Below are 18,647 nucleotides of genomic sequence, written 5' to 3'. Positions count from 1 at the left end.
CGCCACCAGCGGTGGATGATCAGCACGCTGGCGATCAGGCCGAGGCTGGCGGGCGCGGCCGCGTACCAGTTGATCGAACCGGGACTGGTCACCGCCGCGCCGATCGCCGCGTAGCCGATCGCGGTGGGGGCGGAGGCGATCACGCTGCCGGCCAGGAACGGCATCACCCGGGCGGCGGTGGTGCCGTAGCCGTAGCTGACCAGGCCGAACCCGGCGATCGGCAGCAGCCGTACGGTGATCACGCCGAAGACGCTCTGCCGGGCGAACCAGCCGTCGAGGCGGGCCAGCCGGCCGCGTACCCGCTCGGCGACGAAGTCGCGGCCCAGCACCCGGCCCACTGTGAAGCCGATGGCCGCCGCGAGCAGCGCCGCGCCGAGCGCGTACGCGGCGCCCTGCACCGGGCCGAAGATCGCGCCCGCGGCAAGCGTGACGAACGTCCGCGGCACCAGCGCCACCAGCAGCAGCGCACCGCCGATCACCGCCGCGGGCGGGCCGTAGCCGCCGAGCGAGTCGGCGAGCCGGGGCAGGTCGGCCGGGTCCGGCCGGGGCACCAGCAGCAGCGTCACGCCGAACCCGGCGAGCAGCAGCAGGAGCAGCCCGAACCGGCGCGCCGAGGGCTGCCGCAGCAACCCGGCGAGCCGGCGGGCCACCGGTCGCCGCCCCGGCCGGGCGGCGTCGGTCACGGCCTCGGGGCGGCGGCCACCGCGGTGCGGCGCTCGGAGCGGAGGCGGTCGGCCCAGGTGTCGTCGAGCGGGGGGAGCTGGTGGATGCCGGTCGCCCAGCGCAGCAGCAGGTCGGCCAGGTCGGGGTTGCGGGCCAGCGCCGGGCCGTGCGAGTAGGTGCCGAGCAGCTTGCCCCGCCACGCGCCCTCGGTGGCGCCGTCGTTGCCGACGCCCGTGGTGACCCGGGCCAGCGGGGACACGCCCGGGCCGAGGTGGGTGCGGCCGCCGTGGTTCTCGAACCCGGACAGGTGCGGGATGCCCAGCCGCGGGTCGACCTCGCCGGCCAGCTCGCCCACGGCCCGGGTGGGGCCGCGGTCGGAGGACAGGTCGAGCAGCTCCAGGCCGGCGCAGCGGGTGCCCTTGGCGAAGAAGGAGGTGCCGAGCAGCTGGTAGCCGGCGCAGACGCCGAACACGACCGAACCCTGGGCCACCGCCCGGTGCAGGCCGCCGTCGGCGATCAGGCGCTGGGCGCCGAGCGCCTGCGGGCCGTCCTCGCCGCCGCCGATCAGGTAGATGTCGGCGGTGGCGGGCAGCCGCTGGTCGGAGCGGACCTCCAGCACCTCGACCGGCATGCCGCGCAGCTGGGCCCGGCGGGCCAGGATCAGCGCGTTGCCCCGGTCGCCGTAGGTGGACAGCAGGTCGGGATAGATCCAGACGATGCGCAGGCTCTCAGTTGACACGGTCCAGCTCCGCTCGGATGTCCTGGAAGGCGGTGTAGTTGGCGATGACCTCCAGCCGGCCCGGCGGCACCGCGCGGACGGCCTCGTCGAAGCTGCGGACGTGCTGGAACGGCACGCCGTTCACCTCCAGCCGCACCGCCAGGTCGTACGCCCGGTCGCCGGTGATCAGCACCTGCCGGCCGGTCAGCGGGGAGAAGTCCACGTCGAACAGCCAGGAGGTGTCCAGCCCGTCGGGGTCGCGGGCGTTGATGGACAGCAGTGTCGGCGCGACGTCGGCCATGTCGAACGCCTCCAGCCAGCTCGCCGGGTTCTTCGCCAGCAGCAGCCGGATGTTGCGCCCGTCGCGGTCGACCTGGGCGTAGCGGCCGGCCACCGAGGTGACGGTGCCGAGCCGGGACACCGCGTCCACCGGGCGTACGCCGAACTCGGCGGCGACGGCCAGCGCGGTGGCCGCGTTGCCGAGGTTGACCTTGCCGGGGAGCTGGAGCTGGATCTTGTGCCAGGCGCCGGTGGGGTCGAGCACGCCGTCGTCCTCGACCGTCCAGTTCGGCTCGGGGCGGCGCAGCGGGCAGCCGGTGCACCACCACTGCTCGCCGGAGCGCTGGATGGTGGAGCCGCACTCGGGGCAGACCCAGGAGTCGTCGTGCCAGCGCTGTCCGGCGCTGAACCAGGTGACGTGCGGCGGCACGTGGCCCTGGGCGGGGTCGGCCGGCGGGCAGGCGGCCCACACCACCATCGGGTCGTCGGCGTTGGCGACCACCCGTACCCGCGGGTGCCGGACCAGGGCGGCGCGCCAGAGCTGCGCCATCATGGCGACCTCCTTGGCGCGGTCGAGCTGGTCGCGGGAGAGGTTGAGCAGCGCCACCACGTGCGGCTCGGTCGCCTCCAGCACCTGGGCGAGGTAGTGCTCGTCCACCTCCAGCACCGCGTACGGCGTGCTGCCGGCCTTCGCCAGCGCCGAGGTGTGGCCGGTGGGCATGTTCGCGCCGAAGGCGTTGGAGGCCACCCGGCCCAGCACGCCGACCGCGGCGGTGGTGAGCCGGGTGGTGGTGGTCTTGCCGTTGGTGCCGGACACCAGGGCGATGGCCCGCCCGGCCGAGAGGTGGGCGAGCAGGTCCGGGTCGATCTTGAGGCCGATCCAGCCGCCGATCACCGAGCCGTCGCCACGGCCCGCGGCCCGCGACAGCGCCGCGGCGGTGCGCGACACGGAGCTGGCCACCTTTGCCCGCAAGGGCATCTTCGCGTCCGTCACGCGAGCGAGGTTACCGGACCGCCACCTCCACCAGATCGCCGCCGACGGCGAACCGTTCGGCCGGGGACGGCCCGGCGGACGGGCGGAGCGCGCGTGGCCGGACGGCGGCGGTCGATGTCGGGTAGCGGACGGTGTGGGGCGCGCCCCACCCCCTCCACTCCGCCCCACCCGCGTTGACGTGCGGTTTTGCGCGCGGAAACGCCACGCCACGCGGGCGATTCTGGTTGCAGGTGGAGGGAAGTGGAGTAGAGTGGGGCGCGATGGTGAGGCCGGGAGGGCCACACCGGCCCGGGGGGTCAGCGGCGCCGCGAACGCCGCTCAGGGCGAGGGGGTTGGGCCGATGTTCCTCGGCACCCACACTCCGCGCCTGGACGACAAAGGCCGGTTGATCCTGCCGGCGAAGTTCCGGGACGAACTGGCGGGGGGTGTCGTGATCACCAAAGGGCAGGAGCGCTGCCTCTACGTCTTCCCGATGCCCGAGTTCCAGCGGATCGCGGACCAGTTGCGCGCGCAGCCGATGACGAGCAAGGCGGCCCGGGCCTACAGCCGGGTCTTCTTCGCCAGCGCGCACGACGAGGTGCCGGACAAGCAGGGGCGGGTCACGATTCCCGGCCACCTGCGGTCGTACGCGGCACTGGACCGGGATCTGGTCGTGATCGGAGCGAGCACCCGGGTGGAGATCTGGGACAGGGCGGCCTGGGAGGCCTACCTCGCGGAGAGCGAAGACGACTTCGCCGACATCGAGGAGGGGGTGCTGCCCGGCGGTCTGTAGGGCGTGACGGCGCCCGACGTACTGCGAGATCTCCAGCCGCTTTCGAGTTCCTGGCACCCCTTCCCCGGTGCCAGGCGCACGATCCGACACGGAGGGCCGCGGCCTCCGGCGGGCGGGAGCGGATGGGGATCTGGCGGTATGGCGAGGCGTCGTGGCGACGACGGACACGTGACGGAACGGTTGGCGAACGGGGTGGGGGTCGAGATGGGGGAGCTACGCGGCACGCACGTGCCGGTGCTGCTCGAGCGGTGTCTCGAGCTGCTGGCCCCCGCACTGGGCCGGCCCGGTCGCACCGTGCACGTCGACGCCACGCTCGGCCTGGCCGGCCACGCCGAGGCGGTGCTCTCGGCGCATCCGGACACGGTGCTGATCGGCCTGGACCGGGACACCGAGGCGCTCGCCCACGCGCGGGTCCGCCTGGCCCGGTTCGCCGACCGGATCCACCTGGAGCACGCCGTCTACGACGAACTGCCCGAGGTGCTCGACCGGCTCGGTTACCCGGCGATCGACGGGGTGCTGTTCGACCTCGGCGTCTCGTCCCTGCAACTGGACGCGCCCGACCGCGGGTTCGCGTACGCGCAGGACGCGCCGCTGGACATGCGGATGGACCAGACCCGGGGGATGACCGCCGAAGAGGTGGTCAACACCTACTCCCACCCGGACCTGGCCCGCCTGCTGCGGGTGTACGGCGAGGAGAAGTTCGCCGGGAAGATCGCCTCGGCGATCATCCGGGAACGGGAGCGCACCCGGATCACCTCCTCGGCCCGGCTGGCCGAGCTGGTCCGGGACGCCATTCCGGCACCGGCCCGACGAACCGGTGGACACCCGGCAAAGAGAACGTTTCAGGCTTTACGGATCGAGGTAAACAGAGAACTGGCAGCGCTGGAGACGGCGCTGCCGGCTGCTCTGGACAAGCTCACAGTGGGCGGCCGCATGGTGGTCCTGTCCTACCACTCGCTGGAGGACCGGCTCACCAAGCAGGCGCTCGCCGATCGGGTCCGCAGTAAGGGCCCGATCGACCTCCCGGTCGAACTGCCCGGGTCGGGCCCGACGTTCCGGCTGTTGAGCCGGGGCGCCGAGCTGCCCGGGGAGGCGGAGGTGGCCGCGAACCCGCGTGCCGCCTCGGTGCGGCTGCGGGCCGCGGAACGGCTCGATCCGGAGGCGGCCCGGCAGGGGCGTACCGACCGCGAACGGTACCGCCGCCGGGTCAAGGCGATGCACCAACCGGGGACGGGGTCACCGGGGTCCGGCGAGGATCCGCGGTCGGCCCCGGGGGACGCGAACGGGACGGACGAGGAGGGGGAGGGGACATGAACGTCGAGAAGCGCGACGGCCGGGGAGCCGTCGGGCAGCGCGCACCGCGGTCGGGGGGCCGGACCGCGGCGCAGCGCACCACGCGGGACACGACCGCGACCGACCGCCGGGAGCAGGCTCGCGCCCGGGGGGCGCGCGAGTTTCCGACGCAGGGCAGCGCCGCGCTGCGGCCGGCCGAGCGTACCCGGGTCACCGGTGCGCCCACGCCGCGCCTGCGGGTCGCCCCGCCGGCGCCGATCCGGGTGCCCCGGGCCCCGTTCGTCGCGCTGATCCTGGTGCTGGTGGTCGGCGGGGTGCTGGGCATCCTGGCGGTCAACACCAAGATCAACGAGAACGCGTTCAAGCTGGAGAAGCTCCAGCAGCAGCAGGCCAAGCTGGACGTGGACGAGCAGGAGCTGCGCAAGGAGATCGCCAAGCAGGAGGCGCCCGGCAACCTGACCGCCAACGCCCGGCGGCTCGGCCTGGTCGAGTCCGAGGACCCGGCCTACATCCGGCTGCCGGACGGCCAGACCATCGGGGTGCCGCACCCCGCGCAGGGCGCCCCGTCGGTCACCAGCCCGCAGGGCAACGGAGGCTGAGTCATGCCGCCGAGATCGGATGATCCGCGCCGGGACGCCACGGGCTCCCGGCGCGGATCGTCGCGGGGGTCGGAGCCGCGCGAGCCGGGCCTCGGCGGGATCTCCGACGCCCGCGCGTACACCCCGCGCGGGCGGACCGTGCGCGAGGGCGGCGGCGCCGAGCAACGGCGTACCCCCCGGAGCAACCGTTCCGGCGACCCGTTCCGGCCCGCGTTGCAGGTGCTCGACGGCGGCCGGGCCGGCCGGGCCGGCACGCGTGAGCCCGCCACCGACGGCGCCCGGTCCGGCCGCCGGTCCACCGCCGCGGGCGGCCGGGCCGGCGTGGTGCGGACCGTCTCGTCCCGGCCGGTGCGGGAACCGTTCGACGACGACGAGGACGCGCCGCCGCCGCGCCGCCGATCCCAGCCGCGCCGCCCGGCCGCGCAACCCCGCCGGCCGGTACGCAAGCCGCGCCGCCCGCCGCGACTCGGCGACCCGCGCCGGCGGCTGCGGCTCGGCACCGTGCTGGCGCTGGCGCTGTTCGCCAGCATCGGCGTGCGGCTGGTCTACCTCCAGACCGTGGACACCCCGGCGTACGCCGACGGCGGCCTGCCCAACCGGCTCGCCGTGGTCGAGCTGCCCGCCCCGCGCGGGGCGATCCTCGACCGCAGCGGCGAGCCGCTGGCGCACAGCGTCGAGGCCCGGTACGTGTTCGCCGACCCGACCCGGGTCAAGGACCGCTTCGCCACCGCGCGCCTGCTCTCCCCGCTGCTCGGCGTGCCCGTGTCCGACCTGGCCGAGAAGATGCGCAAGCGCACCCTGCCCGGCACCGACACCCCGTTGCAGTTCGTCTACCTGGCCCGCGGTGTGGAGATCGGCACCGCCAAGCGGATCATGGAGCTCGACCTGGCCGGCATCAACGTGCACCGCGACGAGCGCCGCGAGGTGCCCGGCGGCGACCTGGCCGCCAACCTGCTCGGCTTCGTCAGCCAGGACATGAACGGGCTGGAAGGGCTGGAGGCCAAGTACGACGACGTGCTGCGCGGGCAGGCCGGCAAGCGGACCTACGAGGTGGGCCTCGGTGACCTGGCCGCGCCCATCCCGGGCGGCTACAGCCGCACCACCCAGCCGCAGCCGGGCAGCTCGCTGAAGCTCACCCTCGACCGGGACCTCCAGTTCATGACGCAGCGGATCCTGGCGAAGCAGACGGCCAAGGTGAAGGGCAGCGTCGGCGCCGCGGTGATCATCGAGGTGCCGAGCGGCGAGGTGCTGGCGCAGGCCAGCCAGCCGACGTACGACGCGGCGAACCCCACCAAGGTCGGCTCCCCGGCGGACCGGGACGACGCGGCCACCACGTTCGTGGTCGACCCCGGCTCGATCCACAAGGCGATCACGTACGGCGCGGCGCTCCAGGAGGGCGTGATCACGCCGGACACCAAGTTCCCGGTCTCCGACACGATCGTCCGGGGCGGCGTCACCTTCCGCGACACCCACCCGGCCGGAGGCCGCACCATGAGCATCCCCGGCATGCTCGCCTTCTCGTCGAACGTCGGCACCATCGAGATCGCCGAGAAGCTGGGCAAGGACCGGCTGTTCGACTACCAGAAGCGGTTCGGGCTGGGCGCGGCGACCGGCGAGGGCATGCCCGGCGAGGCCTCCGGCCGGCTGCTCCCGCCGGACCAGTGGAGCGGCTCGGCGTACGGGTCGGTGCCGATCGGGCACAGCGTGGACGCCACGCCGCTGCAGATGGCCGCCGCGTACGCCACCATCGCCAACAACGGCACCTACGTGCAGCCGCACCTGGTCAAGGAGACCATCGGCGCGGACGGCAAGCGTAGCCCCGCCGCCGCGCCCACCACCCGCTCGGTGCTCAGCCCCGACAACGCGGCGGCGCTGCGCCGGATGATGGAGGCGGTCACCACTGTCGACGGCCCGGACGGCCGGGCCACCGGGCTGGCCGCCGCGGTGCCCGGCTACCGCGTCGCCGGCAAGACCGGCACCGGGCTGCGCTACGAGAACGGCAAGGAACAGCCCGGGCCGGTCGGCTCGTTCATCGGCATGGCCCCGGCGGAGAACCCCCGGTACGTGGTGGCGGTGTTCGTCTGGAGCCCCGGCGGCGAGGGCGGCGCGGTCGCCGCGCCCGCGTTCCGGGAGATGATGGGCTTCACTCTCCGCCACTACCGGGTGCCGCCGTCGCTGACCAACAAGTCCCCGAAGTTCGAGGTCTTTCCGCGCTGAGCGGGGGCGGCGGGACATCATCGGTGAGTGGCGACGAACCACCGGGGCGGCTGTGCGGTCGGAACCGGACGACCGGGTAGGGTCTGACGCCGTGCCCGGCAATCCACGTCCCACAACCGTGCGTCCCGTACGGCTCGGCGACCTCGCCGCCCGCGTGGCGGCGACTCTGCCGGAGGAGGCCGACGAACCGGCCGTCACCGGCGTGACCCACGCCAGCCAGGAGGTACGCCCCGGCGACCTGTACGCCGCCCTGCCCGGTGCCCGCCGCCACGGCGCGGAGTTCGCCGCCGCGGCGGCGGAGGCGGGCGCGGTGGCCCTGCTGACCGACCCGGCCGGCGCGGCGCTCGCCGCCGGCACCGGCCTGCCCGTGCTCGTCGTCGACGACCCGCGCGACGCGCTCGGCGAGGTGGCCGCGACCGTCTACGGCGACCCGACCGCCGGCCTGACCGTGATCGGGGTGACCGGCACCGCCGGCAAGACCTCCACCAGCTACCTGGTCGAGTCCGGGCTGCGCGCCGCCGGGCACGTCACCGGGCTGATCGGCACCGTGGAGACCCGCCTCGGCGACCTGGTGATCGACAGCGTCCGGACCACCCCGGAGGCCACCGACCTGCACGCCATGCTCGCGGTGGCCCGCGAGCACGGGGTGGACACCGTGGTGATGGAGGTGTCCAGCCACGCGCTCGCGATGGGCCGGGTCGGCGGCGTCCGGTTCGACGTCGGCGGCTACACCAACTTCGGCTCCGACCACCTGGACTTCCACGCCGACGAGGCGGACTACTTCGCGGCCAAGGCCAAGCTGTTCGACGGCCGCTGCCGGGTCGAGGTGCTCAACCACGACGACCCGGCGCTGCGCCCGCTGGACAAGCCCGGCACCGTCACCTACTCGGCGGCCGGTGACCCGGACGCCACCTGGTGGGCCGAGGGCATCGACGGCGAGGGGTACGCCCAGCGGTTCACCCTGCACGGCCCGGACGGGCTGACGCTGCCCACCGGCGTGGCGCTGCCCGGCCGGCACAACGTGGCGAACGCGCTGCTGGCGGTCGCCCTGCTGGTCGCCGCCGGGGTGGACCCCGAGACCGCGGCGCGCGGCGTGGCCGCCTGCGGTGGCGTGCCCGGCCGGCTGGAACTGGTCAGCGGCGACGCCCCGGTACGCGGGGTGGTCGACTACGCGCACAAGGCCAACGCGATCGAGGCGGTGCTCACCGCGCTGCGCGGCCTGACCGAAGGCCGGCTGATCTGCGTGCTCGGCGCCGGCGGCGACCGGGACCGGGGCAAGCGGCCGGTGATGGGCGGCGTGGCCGCGCGCGGCGCCGACGTGGTGCTGGTGACCGACGACAACCCGCGGACCGAGGACCCGGCCGCGATCCGGGCCGAGGTGCTCGCCGGCGCGTACGCGGCCGCGACCCCGGCCCGCGTCATCGAGGTGCCCGGGCGGCGGGCGGCGATCGAGGAGGCGGTCCGGGTGGCCGAACCGGGTGACGTGGTGGCGGTGCTGGGTAAGGGCCAGGAACGCGGCCAGGAGATCGGCGGCGAGGTGCTGCCGTTCGACGACCGGGTGGAGCTGGCGGCGGCGCTGCGCGCCCGCTTCGGTGACCTGGTGGGGCAGCGGTGATCCCGCTGACGCTGGCCGAGGTGGCCGCCGCCGTCGACGGCCGGCTCGTCGGCGCCGACCCGGACGCCCGGGTCACCGGCACCGTCGAGTTCGACTCCCGCAAGGTCAACCAGGGCGGGCTGTTCGTCGCCTTCCCCGGCGAACGCGTGGACGGCCACGACTACGCGGCCGGCGCGATCTCGTCCGGCGCGGTCGCGGTGCTCGGCACCCGGGAGGTGCCGGACGTGCCGATGGTGCTCGTCGGCGACGCGCTCGACGCGATGGGCCGGCTGGCCCGCGCGGTGGTGGACCGGCTACCCGGGCTGACCGTGATCGGGCTGACCGGCTCGTCCGGCAAGACCACCACCAAGGACCTGATCGCCCAGCTCGCGGTCCGGCTCGGCCCGACGGTGGCGCCGCCCGGCTCGTTCAACAACGAGCTGGGGCACCCGTACACGGCGTTGCAGGCCACCCCGGAGACCCGCTACCTGGTGATGGAGAAGGGCGCCCGCGGGGTCGGGCACGTCCGCTACCTGTGCGACGTGGTGCCGCCGCGGATCTCGGTGGTGCTCAACGTGGGCGTGGCGCACCTGGGCGAGTTCGGCTCGGTGGAGGCCATCGCGCTCGCGAAGGGCGAACTGGTCGAGGCGCTGCCTTCCGACGGGCTGGCGGTGCTCAACGCCGACGATCCGCGGGTCGACGCGATGGCGTCGCGTACCGGGGCCCGGGTGGTGCGCTACGGCGAGTCGGAGCGCGCCGACGTGCGGGCCGTGGACGTGACCGTCGACGGCCGGGGACGGCCCTCGTACACCCTCGTCACCCCGGAGGGCAGCGCGCCGGTGCGGCTCGGGCTGACCGGCCGGCACCAGGTCTCCAACTCGCTCGCCGCCGCGGCGGTCGGCCGCGAGCTGGGCCTGCCGCTGCCCGACCTGGCGGCGGCGCTGAACGAGCTGGGCCTGGTCTCCACCCGGCGGATGGACGTCTTCGAACGTCCCGACGGCGTGACCGTGATCGACGACTCGTACAACGCCAACCCCGCCTCCACCGGCGTGGCGCTGCGGGCGTTGGCCAGCATGCGCGGCGACGGGCGTACCGTCGCGGTGCTCGGCTACATGGCCGAGCTGGGTGACTTCGAACTTCAGGGGCATCAGCAGGTCGGCCGGCTCGCGGCCGAACTGGGAGTGGACCGGCTGCTCGTGGTGGGCGAGCCGGCGGCGCCGATCCACGAGGGCGCGACAGCGGTAGGTAATTGGGGAGGAGAGTCGGTGCTGCTCACCGATCAGGCGGCGGCCGTCGAGGTGCTGCGGAGCGAGCTGCGTCCGGGGGACGTGGTGCTGGTGAAGGGCTCCCGGTACCGGACCTGGGAGGTGGCCGACGCGCTGCGCGCGGACGCCCCGGAGGGTGCGACGGAGGGCGGCGCCGCATGAGGGCGGTCATCGTCGCCATCGGGGTCGCGTTCCTGATCTCACTGTTCTGCACGCCGATCGCGATCAAGGTGTTCGCCCGGCTCAAGGCCGGCCAGCCGATCCGATCGAACCTCGGGCTTGCCAGCAACGAGGGCAAGAAGGGCACGCCGACCATGGGCGGCGTGGTCTTCATCCTGGCCACTGTCATCGCGTACGTGGCCGGTCACCTGGCTCTGACCACACTGCCGGACGCGCAGATCGCGCAGGTCGAGCCGACCATCACGGCGCTGGTGCTGCTGGGGCTGATGGTGTTCTCCGGCGCGGTCGGCTTCATCGACGACTTCCTGAAGGTGCGCAAGCGGCACAGCGGCGGCCTCAACAAGCGGGGCAAGCTGGCCGGGCAGATCCTGGTCGGCGCGGTCTTCGGCGCGGTGGCCGTCTACTTCCCGTCGAGCATGACCGACGCCGGCGGCAACGCGACGAACACCGAGACCGTGGGCAGCACCACGCTGAGCTTCATCCGGGACATCCCGGCGCTGGAGATCGGCAAGATCGGCGCGGTGATCGTCATCATCATGGTGGTCATGGCGGCCACCAACGGCGTCAACCTCACCGACGGCCTGGACGGGCTGGCCACCGGCGCCTCGGTGATGGTGCTGGCGGCGTACGCGCTGATCGCGTTCTGGCAGTACCGGCACTGGTGCGCCGACCCGAACTACACCGAGTCGTACTGCTACGCCGTGCGCGACCCGCTGGAGATCGCGTTGATCGCCGGCGCGGCGGCCGGCGCCTGCGTGGGCTTCCTGTGGTGGAACACGTCCCCGGCGCGGATCTTCATGGGCGATACCGGCGCGCTCGGGCTGGGCGGCCTGATCGCCGGCATGGCGATGTCCACCCGCACCATCCTGCTGCTGCCGATCCTGGGCGGCCTCTTCGTGATCATCACGATGTCCGTGGTCATCCAGATCATCTCCTTCCGTACCACCGGCAAGCGTGTGTTCCGGATGTCGCCGTTGCAGCACCACTTCGAGCTGGCGGGCTGGAGCGAGGTCAACATCGTGGTCCGGTTCTGGATCATCGCCGGTATCGGGGTGGCCATCGCGCTGGGCCTGTTCTACAGCGAGTTCCTCGCCGCCGTCAGCTAGGTGTAAGGAAGGGCCCCTTATTAACAGACGTCTGTTAATAAGGGGCCCTTCCTTCAGATCCGACACGCCGACCGGGCGGTTGCGCCACGGGCGGGCGGGTCGAACGGCCATGATGGGCCTGTGGGGGAGGGACGAGACATCCAGGTGACCAGCGACCCGCCGGCCCGCCGTGCCCCGGCTGCCACGCCACCGGCCGAACCGCCGGCGGCGCGCTGGGATCCGGCCGGTGGCCTGGCCGCGCTGCGCGGCCTGCTGGCCCGGCCGCTGGCCTCGTACTACCTGCTGCTGTCCAGCGCCGGCCTGCTGCTGCTGATCGGCCTCACCATGGTCTTCTCCGCCACGAGCGTGAAGGACTTCGCCGAGGGCGGCGACGCGTCCGCGTCGCTGACCAAGCAGGCCGTGTTCGCGGTGATCGGCATCGGCGCGTTCTGGGCCTGCCAGCGGCTGCCCGCGCGCACGTTCCGGGCGGTCAGCCGCCCGGCGCTCGGCGTGGCGGTGGCGCTGCTGCTCACGCTCAACCTGCTCGTCGCGCTGAACTCGCTGTTCGGGGTGACCTCGATCGGGCCGCTGAAGGCCGAACTGCTCTGGCTCTCCCTCGGCCCGATCTCGCTGCAACCGGTCGAGGTGGCGAAGTTCGCACTGGTGCTGTGGGCGGCGCACGTGCTGGCCCGCAAGGGCGCCGCGCTGGGTTGGTGGAAGGAACTGGCCACCCCGTTGTTCCCGGTGGTGGGCCTGCTGTTCGTCCTCGTCGGCTACAACGACCTGGGCAGCATGCTCTGCCTGCTCGCGCTGGTGGTCGGGATGCTCTGGGCGGCGGGCGTACGGGCCCGCGTCTTCGCCGCGCTGTCCACGATCGGCCTGGCCGGCGTCGGCCTGCTGGTGGCCGCCGCCTCGCTGGGCGCCGGCTCCGGCTCCCGGGACGCCGACAACTACCGGCTCGGCCGCCTCACCATGTGGCTCGACCCGCCGGACCCGAAGACCTGCTTCGAGCAGCAGCTCGACTACTGCTACCAGCTCGTGCAGGCCCGCTACGCGATCGGCAACGGCGGCTGGTTCGGCGTCGGCCTGGGGCAGAGCTCGTTGAAGTGGAACTACCTGCCCGAGGCGCACAACGACTTCATCTTCGCCATCGTCGCCGAGGAACTGGGCGTGGTCGGCTGCACAGTGGTGCTGACGCTGTTCGCCGTGCTGGCGTACACCGGGATGCGCATCGCCCGCCGGGTCGAGGACCCGTTCCGCCGGCTCGCCGCCGCCGGCGTGACCGCCTGGCTGGTCGGCCAGGCGGTCATCAACATCGGTGGCGTGACCGGGCTGCTGCCGCTGACCGGCGTACCGCTGCCGTTCATCTCCGACGGCGGCAGCGCCCTCGTGGTGACGCTCGCCGCGATCGGCATGCTCGCCTCGTTCGCCCGCGCCGAGCCGGACGCGGCGCGGGCGCTGCACGCCCGTCCGCCCGCCCGATGGGTCCGACTAGTGTGGGCCCCGTTGCCGCCGCTTCCCGGCCGGCGCCGCCGACCGGCGCCGCCCCCGGCCGACCGAGGGTCCGTGCCCCGGTCCCGTCAGCGGCGGCAGGACGACCAGGCCGCGCCGCGCGGCGCCCGGTCCGACCGGGCGCGCGCCGGCGCGGCGAGCGAGAGGAGACGCTGATGGGTCCGCTGCGTTCGGTGGTGCTCTGCGGAGGGGGTACGGGCGGGCACATCTACCCGCTGCTCGCCTTCGCCGACTGCCTGCGCCGACACGACCCGAGCGTCCGGATCACCTGTCTGGGCACACCCAAGGGGCTGGAGAACGAGCTGATCCCGCCGGCCGGCTACGACCTGCGGCAGATCCCGGCCTACCAGCTTCCCCGGTCGGTCAACATGAGCCTGGTGCGTACCCCGGACCGGATGTGGAAGGCGGCGCGCGCGGCGGGCAAGGTGATCGACGAGGTCCAGGCCGACGCCGTGGTCGGCTTCGGCGGGTACGTCTCGGTGCCGGGTTACCTGGCCGCGTGGCGGCGGGAGCTGCCGATCGTCATCCACGAGGTGAACGTGCCGCCGGGCGTGGCGAACCGGCTCGGGATGAAGTTCACCAAGAACCTCGCGGTGGGTTTCCCGCACCAGCCGGCCCAGGCCGAGGCGCTGCGCGACGCCCGGGTGGTCGGTGTGCCGCTGCGCCGGGGCATCGCCGGGCTGGACCGGGCCGCGCTGCGTGACGCCGCGCGCTCCCACTTCGGACTCCGTCCCGACCTGCCGGTGCTGTTCGTCGCCGGTGGTTCGCAGGGGGCCCGCTCGATCAACCTGGCCGTCTCCGGCGCGGCGAAGGAGTTGGCCCGCAACGGCGTGCAGGTGCTGCACGTCATCGGCGCCCGCAACGAGCCGGTGTCCGTGCCCACCGACCTGCCGGTGCCGTACGTCACGCTGCCCTACCTGTCCGAGATGGAGCTGGGCTACGCCGCCGCCGACCTGATGCTGGCCCGGGGCGGCGCGATGACCTGCGCCGAGGTGGCCGCGATCGGCCTGCCCACCGTCTACGTGCCCTACCCGCACAGCAACCAGGAGCAGAAGCGCAACGCGCTGCCGGTGGTGGAGGCGGGTGGCGGTCTGCTCGTCGACGACGCCGAGATGACCCCGGCGTGGCTGGAGCGGACGGTGATCCCGCTGATCCGGGATCCGCAGCGTCTGTACGCGATGAGCCACGCCGCAGCCGGCTACGGCCGCCGCGACGGTGACGTGGCGTTGCTGAACTTCGTCTACGAGGCGGTGGCCCGCTGATGGGGGACACCGCGACGGGAAGGTACGTCTGATGAACACCGCGCAGTTCACGCCCGCCGGCACCATGACGGCGGAGGACCTGGGCCGGATCCACCTGATCGGGGTGGGCGGGGTCGGGATGGCCGGGCTGGCCCGGCTGTTCCTCACCCGGGGCCTGCCGGTCTCCGGCAGCGAGCTGCGGGAATGGCCGTCGCTGGCCGGCCTGCGGGCGCTGGGCGGCACCATCCACTCCAGCCACGAGGCGTCCAACCTCGACGGGGTGGACACGGTGGTCTACTCCTCGGCCATCCCGCAGGACCACCTGGAGATGGTCGAGGCGCGCCGGCGCGGGCTGCGGGTGCTGCACCGCTCCGAGGCGCTCGCCGCGGCGATGACCGGCCGCCGGACGGTGGCGGTGGCCGGCACCCACGGCAAGACGTCCACCACCTCGATGGTCACCATGGTGCTCCAGCAGGCCGGCGCCGACCCGTCGTTCGTGATCGGCGGCGAGATCTCCGAGGTGGGTTCCGGCGCGCACCACGGCACCGGCGAGCACTTCGTGGTCGAGGCCGACGAGAGCGACCGCTCCTTCCTCATCTACCGCCCGTTCGTGTCGATCATCACGAACATCGAGGCGGACCACCTCAACACCTACGGCGACCTGGCCACCCTGGAGGCGGCGTTCGCCGAGTTCGCCCGGCTCACCGACCCGGCCGGCTTCGTGATCACCTGCGCCGACGACGCGGGCGGGCGCCGGCTGGCCGAGACGCTGCGGGCCGAGGGCCGCCGGGTCTGGACGTACGGCGAGTCCGCCGACGCGGATCTGCGGATGAGCGAGGTCGTCTCGTCCGCGCACGGGGTGCGTTACCAGGCCGAGGTCGAGGGCCGGCCGCTGGGCGAGATCCGGCTGCCCGTACCGGGCCGGCACATGGCGCTCAACAGCGCCGCCGCGGTGCTCGCCGCGTACCTGCTGGAACTGCCGGTGGCCGCGGCGGAGGCCGCGCTCGGCGCGTTCCCCGGTGTGCGGCGGCGTTTCGAGCGCAAGGGCGCGGCGGACGGCGTGCTGGTCTACGACGAGTACGCCTACCACCCGACCTCGATGACGCTGGCGTTGCAGACGCTGCGTGAGGTGGCCGGCGACGGCCGGCTGATCGTGGTGTTCCAGCCGTACCGGCTCTACCGGACCCGGGACAACCAGGCGGAGATCGCCGCCGCGCTGGGCATCGCCGACGAGGTGGTGCTGCTGGAGGTCTTCGGCCCCGGTGAGACGCGCCGCCCCGGCGAGGGCTCGGCAGCGCTGATCCAGGAGGTGTCGCTGCCGGCCGAACGCAAGGTGTTCGTCGAGTCGTGGGACGACGTGCCGGCCGAGGTGGCCCGGCGGGCGCGGACCGGCGACGTGGTGGTGACCATGGGCGCGCCGCCGATCTCGCTGATGGGTGACCAGTTGCTCGACGCCCTGCTCGCCCGCTCCGCCGGGGGCACGGGGCTCGGCGCCGGCGTCGACCCGGACGGCGCGGCGACCCCGGCCGGATGAGTCCCGGTCCGGCCCGCGGCCGTACCCCCGGACCGGACGGCGGCGGCGGGCGGCGCAGCCCGGCCCGGCGCTGGCAGCTCGTGCGGGCGAACGCGGACGCGGTGCCGCCGTCGACCCGCCGGTTCATGGCCCGGGCCCGGCAGCGGCGGATGCGGGCGGCGCTGCCGTGGGCGGTCGCGGCGGCGGTGCTCGCCGTCGCGGGCCTGGTGGCGTGGACGGTGCTGGGCACCGGCCTGTTCGGCGTCCGTGAGGTACGGGTGGTCGGCGCGCGGCTGGTCACCCCGGTGCAGATCCGCGACGCCGCAGCGGTGCCGGACAACGCGCCGCTGGCCCGGGTGGACCTGGACGCGACCGCCCGCAAGGTCGGCACGCTGCCGCCGGTGGCGAGCGCCACTGTGGAACGGGAGTGGCCGGGCACGCTGGTGATCCGGGTGCGGGAGCGCACCCCGGTGGCGGCGGTGCCGCAGGGTGAGGGCTTCGTGGTGGTCGACGGCTCGGGCGTGGTGTTCCAGCGCCTGGACCGGGCGCCGGACGGGTTGCCGCAGGTCCGGGTCGCCCGGCCCGGCCCGGACGACCCGGGTACGCGGGCCGGGCTGGCGGTGCTCGCGGCGCTGGGGGAGAAGCTGCGCGCGGAGCTGGTAGCGGTGGACGTGGCCGGGCTGGCCCGGATCACGCTGCTGCTGCGCGGCGAGCGTCAGGTGTTCTGGGGTGACGCCTCCCGGGGCACCGACAAGTCGACGGTGGCGACCGCTCTGCTGAGCCGTAAGGCGGACCGGATCGACGTCAGCGCGCCGGACGTGGTCACGTTCGAGTGACCCGCGGCTCAGTGGGCGGGCGATGTGTCCCCTGTCGCTCGGTCGGCGACACGCCGGAACAGGTCCTTGGCTCCTGGCGCGGCGGCGCATACGTTGCCCCGAAGAGATCAGTGGTTGACATAACTCTAAGCCTCTAGTAGAGGGTGAGGGTTCACCCGTCGAGGCCGCTGATCCGGCCAAGCCGTGTGGGGTCGGCCCATGCCAATCTCGAAGGGAAAGGACCGGAGATGACACCTCCGCACAACTACCTGGCGGTCATCAAGGTCGTCGGCATCGGGGGTGGCGGCGTCAACGCCGTCAACCGGATGATCGAGGTTGGGCTCAAGGGCGTCGAGTTCATCGCGATCAACACCGACGCGCAGGCGTTGCTGATGAGCGACGCCGACGTCAAGCTCGACGTGGGCCGGGAGCTGACCCGGGGACTGGGCGCGGGCGCCAACCCGGACGTCGGCAAGAACGCCGCCGAGGACCACCGCGACGAGATCGAAGAGGTCCTCAAGGGCGCCGACATGGTGTTCGTGACCTGCGGCGAGGGTGGCGGCACCGGCACCGGCGGCGCGCCGGTCGTGGCGAACATCGCCCGCAAGCTCGGCGCGCTCACCATCGGTGTGGTCACCCGGCCGTTCTCGTTCGAGGGCAAGCGCCGGCAGGTCCAGGCCGAGGCGGGCATCGAGGAGCTGCGCAACCAGTGCGACACGCTCATCGTGATCCCGAACGACCGCCTGCTCGCGCTCGGCGACCGCAACATCTCCATGATGGACGCGTTCCGCACCGCCGACCAGGTGCTCCTCTCCGGTGTCCAGGGCATCACCGACCTGATCACCACGCCGGGCCTGATCAACCTGGACTTCGCCGACGTGAAGAGCGTGATGAGCGGCGCCGGCAGCGCGCTCATGGGCATCGGCAGCGCCCGGGGCGAGAACCGCGCCGTCGAGGCGGCCGAGGCGGCCATCTCCAGCCCGCTGCTGGAGCAGAGCATGGACGGTGCGCGCGGCGTGCTGCTGTCCATCGCCGGCGGTTCGGACCTCGGCCTGTTCGAGATCAACGATGCGGCGCAGCTGGTCACCGACGCGGCCCACCCGGACGCGAACATCATCTTCGGCGCGGTCATCGACGACGCGCTCGGGGACGAGGTGCGGGTGACGGTGATCGCGGCGGGCTTCGACGGGGGCGCGCCGGCGTACAAGGCGGTCGAGCCGCCGCGCAAGAGCAACCAGAACCCGCCGGCCCAGCCGAGCGCTCCGGTGAGTCCGCCGGCCACCATGCCGGCGCCGCAGCAGCCGTCGCGCCGGGTGCTCTTCGACGACGTCGACGTGCCCGACTTCCTCAAGAACGGGTCCTGAGCCGCGCCGATGACGGAGTCACAGACGGCGGTGCGGCCCGAGCGGCGCGCCGAGCTGGCGGCCGGGCTGGCCCGGGTGCGGGCCCGTATCGCCGACGCCTGCGCGGCTGCCGGGCGGCGGCGTGACGAGGTCACCCTGGTCGCGGTGACCAAGACGTACCCGGCGGCGGACGTGGTCGCGCTGGCCGGGCTCGGCGTGACCGACGTCGGGGAGAACCGCGACCAGGAGGCGGCGCCGAAGGCGGAGGCGGTGGCAGCGGCCGGCGCCGCGCCGCGCTGGCACTTCATCGGCCAGTTGCAGCGCAACAAGGCCCGCTCGGTGGTCCGGTACGCCGACGTGGTCCAGTCGGTGGACAGCGTCCGGCTGGCCGCCGCGCTGGACGCCGCCGCCGGGGCGGTCCGGGACCGGCCGCTGGACGTGCTGGTGCAGGTGAGCATCGACGGCGACCCGGCCCGGGGCGGGGCGCTGCCCGGCGCGGCCGATCCGCAGCGCGGGCTCGACCCGGTGGCCGCGGCGGTGGCCGGCGCCGACGGGCTGCGGCTG

Annotated in this window: 16 protein-coding genes; 13 read left to right on the top strand and 3 right to left on the bottom strand. The window is 73.9% G+C overall.

Annotated elements, in window-relative coordinates; all coding sequences use genetic code 11:
- From ACPCK6_RS26850 to ACPCK6_RS26840, 3 genes are all read right to left on the bottom strand, one after another.
- Window positions 1-650, bottom strand: a 650-nt coding sequence (locus tag ACPCK6_RS26850; protein ID WP_423482566.1) for a TVP38/TMEM64 family protein, incomplete at its 3' end; no start/stop codon positions are given.
- A gap of 29 nt (window positions 651-679) precedes the next feature.
- Window positions 680-1,402: a type 1 glutamine amidotransferase gene (locus ACPCK6_RS26845; protein ID WP_091420812.1), complete on the bottom strand. Its 723-nt coding sequence runs from the start codon at window positions 1,400-1,402 to the stop codon at window positions 680-682.
- On the bottom strand, window positions 1,392-2,639 hold the full coding sequence (locus tag ACPCK6_RS26840) for a MurT ligase domain-containing protein (protein WP_423482565.1): 1,248 nt from the start codon (window positions 2,637-2,639) through the stop codon (window positions 1,392-1,394). The genes ACPCK6_RS26845 and ACPCK6_RS26840 overlap by 11 nt, the downstream gene beginning before the upstream one ends.
- A 355-nt stretch (window positions 2,640-2,994) precedes the next feature.
- On the opposite strand from ACPCK6_RS26840, the gene mraZ reads away from it, so the two are divergent.
- From mraZ to ACPCK6_RS26775, 13 genes are all read left to right on the top strand, one after another.
- Complete coding sequence (mraZ, locus tag ACPCK6_RS26835; RefSeq protein WP_073831045.1) at window positions 2,995-3,426, top strand: division/cell wall cluster transcriptional repressor MraZ; 432 nt, start codon at window positions 2,995-2,997, stop codon at window positions 3,424-3,426.
- 204 nt (window positions 3,427-3,630) lie between these two features.
- On the top strand, window positions 3,631-4,740 hold the full coding sequence (rsmH, locus tag ACPCK6_RS26830) for a 16S rRNA (cytosine(1402)-N(4))-methyltransferase RsmH (protein WP_396882387.1): 1,110 nt from the start codon (window positions 3,631-3,633) through the stop codon (window positions 4,738-4,740).
- Entirely contained in the window at window positions 4,737-5,318 is a 582-nt protein-coding gene (gene ftsL, locus ACPCK6_RS26825) for a cell division protein FtsL (protein ID WP_423482564.1), read from the top strand. The genes rsmH and ftsL overlap by 4 nt, the downstream gene beginning before the upstream one ends.
- Before the next feature lie 3 nt (window positions 5,319-5,321).
- The gene (locus ACPCK6_RS26820) at window positions 5,322-7,535 is read left to right on the top strand and encodes a peptidoglycan D,D-transpeptidase FtsI family protein (RefSeq protein WP_423482563.1); all 2,214 of its coding nucleotides are present in this window, start codon (window positions 5,322-5,324) and stop codon (window positions 7,533-7,535) included.
- Window positions 7,536-7,587: 52 nt separating this feature from the next.
- The gene (locus tag ACPCK6_RS26815; RefSeq protein ID WP_396882283.1) at window positions 7,588-9,150 is read left to right on the top strand and encodes a UDP-N-acetylmuramoyl-L-alanyl-D-glutamate--2,6-diaminopimelate ligase; all 1,563 of its coding nucleotides are present in this window, start codon (window positions 7,588-7,590) and stop codon (window positions 9,148-9,150) included.
- Window positions 9,147-10,556: a UDP-N-acetylmuramoyl-tripeptide--D-alanyl-D-alanine ligase gene (locus ACPCK6_RS26810; protein WP_423482562.1), complete on the top strand. Its 1,410-nt coding sequence runs from the start codon at window positions 9,147-9,149 to the stop codon at window positions 10,554-10,556. The genes ACPCK6_RS26815 and ACPCK6_RS26810 overlap by 4 nt, the downstream gene beginning before the upstream one ends.
- Window positions 10,553-11,680, top strand: coding sequence for a phospho-N-acetylmuramoyl-pentapeptide-transferase (mraY, locus tag ACPCK6_RS26805; RefSeq protein ID WP_091420798.1), 1,128 nt, complete (start codon window positions 10,553-10,555; stop codon window positions 11,678-11,680). The genes ACPCK6_RS26810 and mraY overlap by 4 nt, the downstream gene beginning before the upstream one ends.
- Before the next feature lie 144 nt (window positions 11,681-11,824).
- Window positions 11,825-13,327: an FtsW/RodA/SpoVE family cell cycle protein gene (locus ACPCK6_RS26800; protein ID WP_370584962.1), complete on the top strand. Its 1,503-nt coding sequence runs from the start codon at window positions 11,825-11,827 to the stop codon at window positions 13,325-13,327.
- On the top strand, window positions 13,327-14,433 hold the full coding sequence (gene murG, locus ACPCK6_RS26795; RefSeq protein ID WP_423482561.1) for an undecaprenyldiphospho-muramoylpentapeptide beta-N-acetylglucosaminyltransferase: 1,107 nt from the start codon (window positions 13,327-13,329) through the stop codon (window positions 14,431-14,433). The genes ACPCK6_RS26800 and murG overlap by 1 nt, the downstream gene beginning before the upstream one ends.
- 31 nt (window positions 14,434-14,464) lie before the next feature.
- Window positions 14,465-15,946: a UDP-N-acetylmuramate--L-alanine ligase gene (gene murC, locus ACPCK6_RS26790; RefSeq protein ID WP_423482560.1), complete on the top strand. Its 1,482-nt coding sequence runs from the start codon at window positions 14,465-14,467 to the stop codon at window positions 15,944-15,946.
- Window positions 15,943-16,761 (top strand): cell division protein FtsQ/DivIB, encoded by an 819-nt coding sequence (locus ACPCK6_RS26785; RefSeq protein WP_262014595.1) that lies wholly within the window; start codon window positions 15,943-15,945, stop codon window positions 16,759-16,761. The genes murC and ACPCK6_RS26785 overlap by 4 nt, the downstream gene beginning before the upstream one ends.
- Before the next feature lie 227 nt (window positions 16,762-16,988).
- On the top strand, window positions 16,989-18,104 hold the full coding sequence (ftsZ, locus tag ACPCK6_RS26780) for a cell division protein FtsZ (RefSeq protein ID WP_396882279.1): 1,116 nt from the start codon (window positions 16,989-16,991) through the stop codon (window positions 18,102-18,104).
- A gap of 9 nt (window positions 18,105-18,113) precedes the next feature.
- A partial coding sequence (locus ACPCK6_RS26775) for a YggS family pyridoxal phosphate-dependent enzyme (protein WP_423482559.1) occupies window positions 18,114-18,647 on the top strand: 534 nt, incomplete at its 3' end.

The sequence above is a fragment of the Micromonospora sp. AB353 genome, from assembly GCF_049538395.1.
Taxonomy (GTDB): domain Bacteria; phylum Actinomycetota; class Actinomycetes; order Mycobacteriales; family Micromonosporaceae; genus Micromonospora; species Micromonospora aurantiaca.
This window is presented reverse-complemented; position numbering and strand designations above follow the sequence as displayed.

Bases quoted from the DNA above. Each gene is read 5' to 3' on its own strand.
- ACPCK6_RS26785 (WP_262014595.1), top strand. From the start codon at position 15,943: ATGAGTCCCGGTCCGGCCCGCGGCCGTACCCCCGGACCGGACGGCGGC.
- mraZ (WP_073831045.1), top strand. From the start codon at position 2,995: ATGTTCCTCGGCACCCACACTCCGCGCCTGGACGACAAAGGCCGGTTG.
- ftsL (WP_423482564.1), top strand. From the start codon at position 4,737: ATGAACGTCGAGAAGCGCGACGGCCGGGGAGCCGTCGGGCAGCGCGCA.
- rsmH (WP_396882387.1), top strand. From the start codon at position 3,631: ATGGGGGAGCTACGCGGCACGCACGTGCCGGTGCTGCTCGAGCGGTGT.
- mraY (WP_091420798.1), top strand. From the start codon at position 10,553: ATGAGGGCGGTCATCGTCGCCATCGGGGTCGCGTTCCTGATCTCACTG.
- murC (WP_423482560.1), top strand. From the start codon at position 14,465: ATGAACACCGCGCAGTTCACGCCCGCCGGCACCATGACGGCGGAGGAC.
- ACPCK6_RS26820 (WP_423482563.1), top strand. From the start codon at position 5,322: ATGCCGCCGAGATCGGATGATCCGCGCCGGGACGCCACGGGCTCCCGG.
- ftsZ (WP_396882279.1), top strand. From the start codon at position 16,989: ATGACACCTCCGCACAACTACCTGGCGGTCATCAAGGTCGTCGGCATC.
- ACPCK6_RS26840 (WP_423482565.1), bottom strand. From the start codon at position 2,639: ATGCCCTTGCGGGCAAAGGTGGCCAGCTCCGTGTCGCGCACCGCCGCG.
- murG (WP_423482561.1), top strand. From the start codon at position 13,327: ATGGGTCCGCTGCGTTCGGTGGTGCTCTGCGGAGGGGGTACGGGCGGG.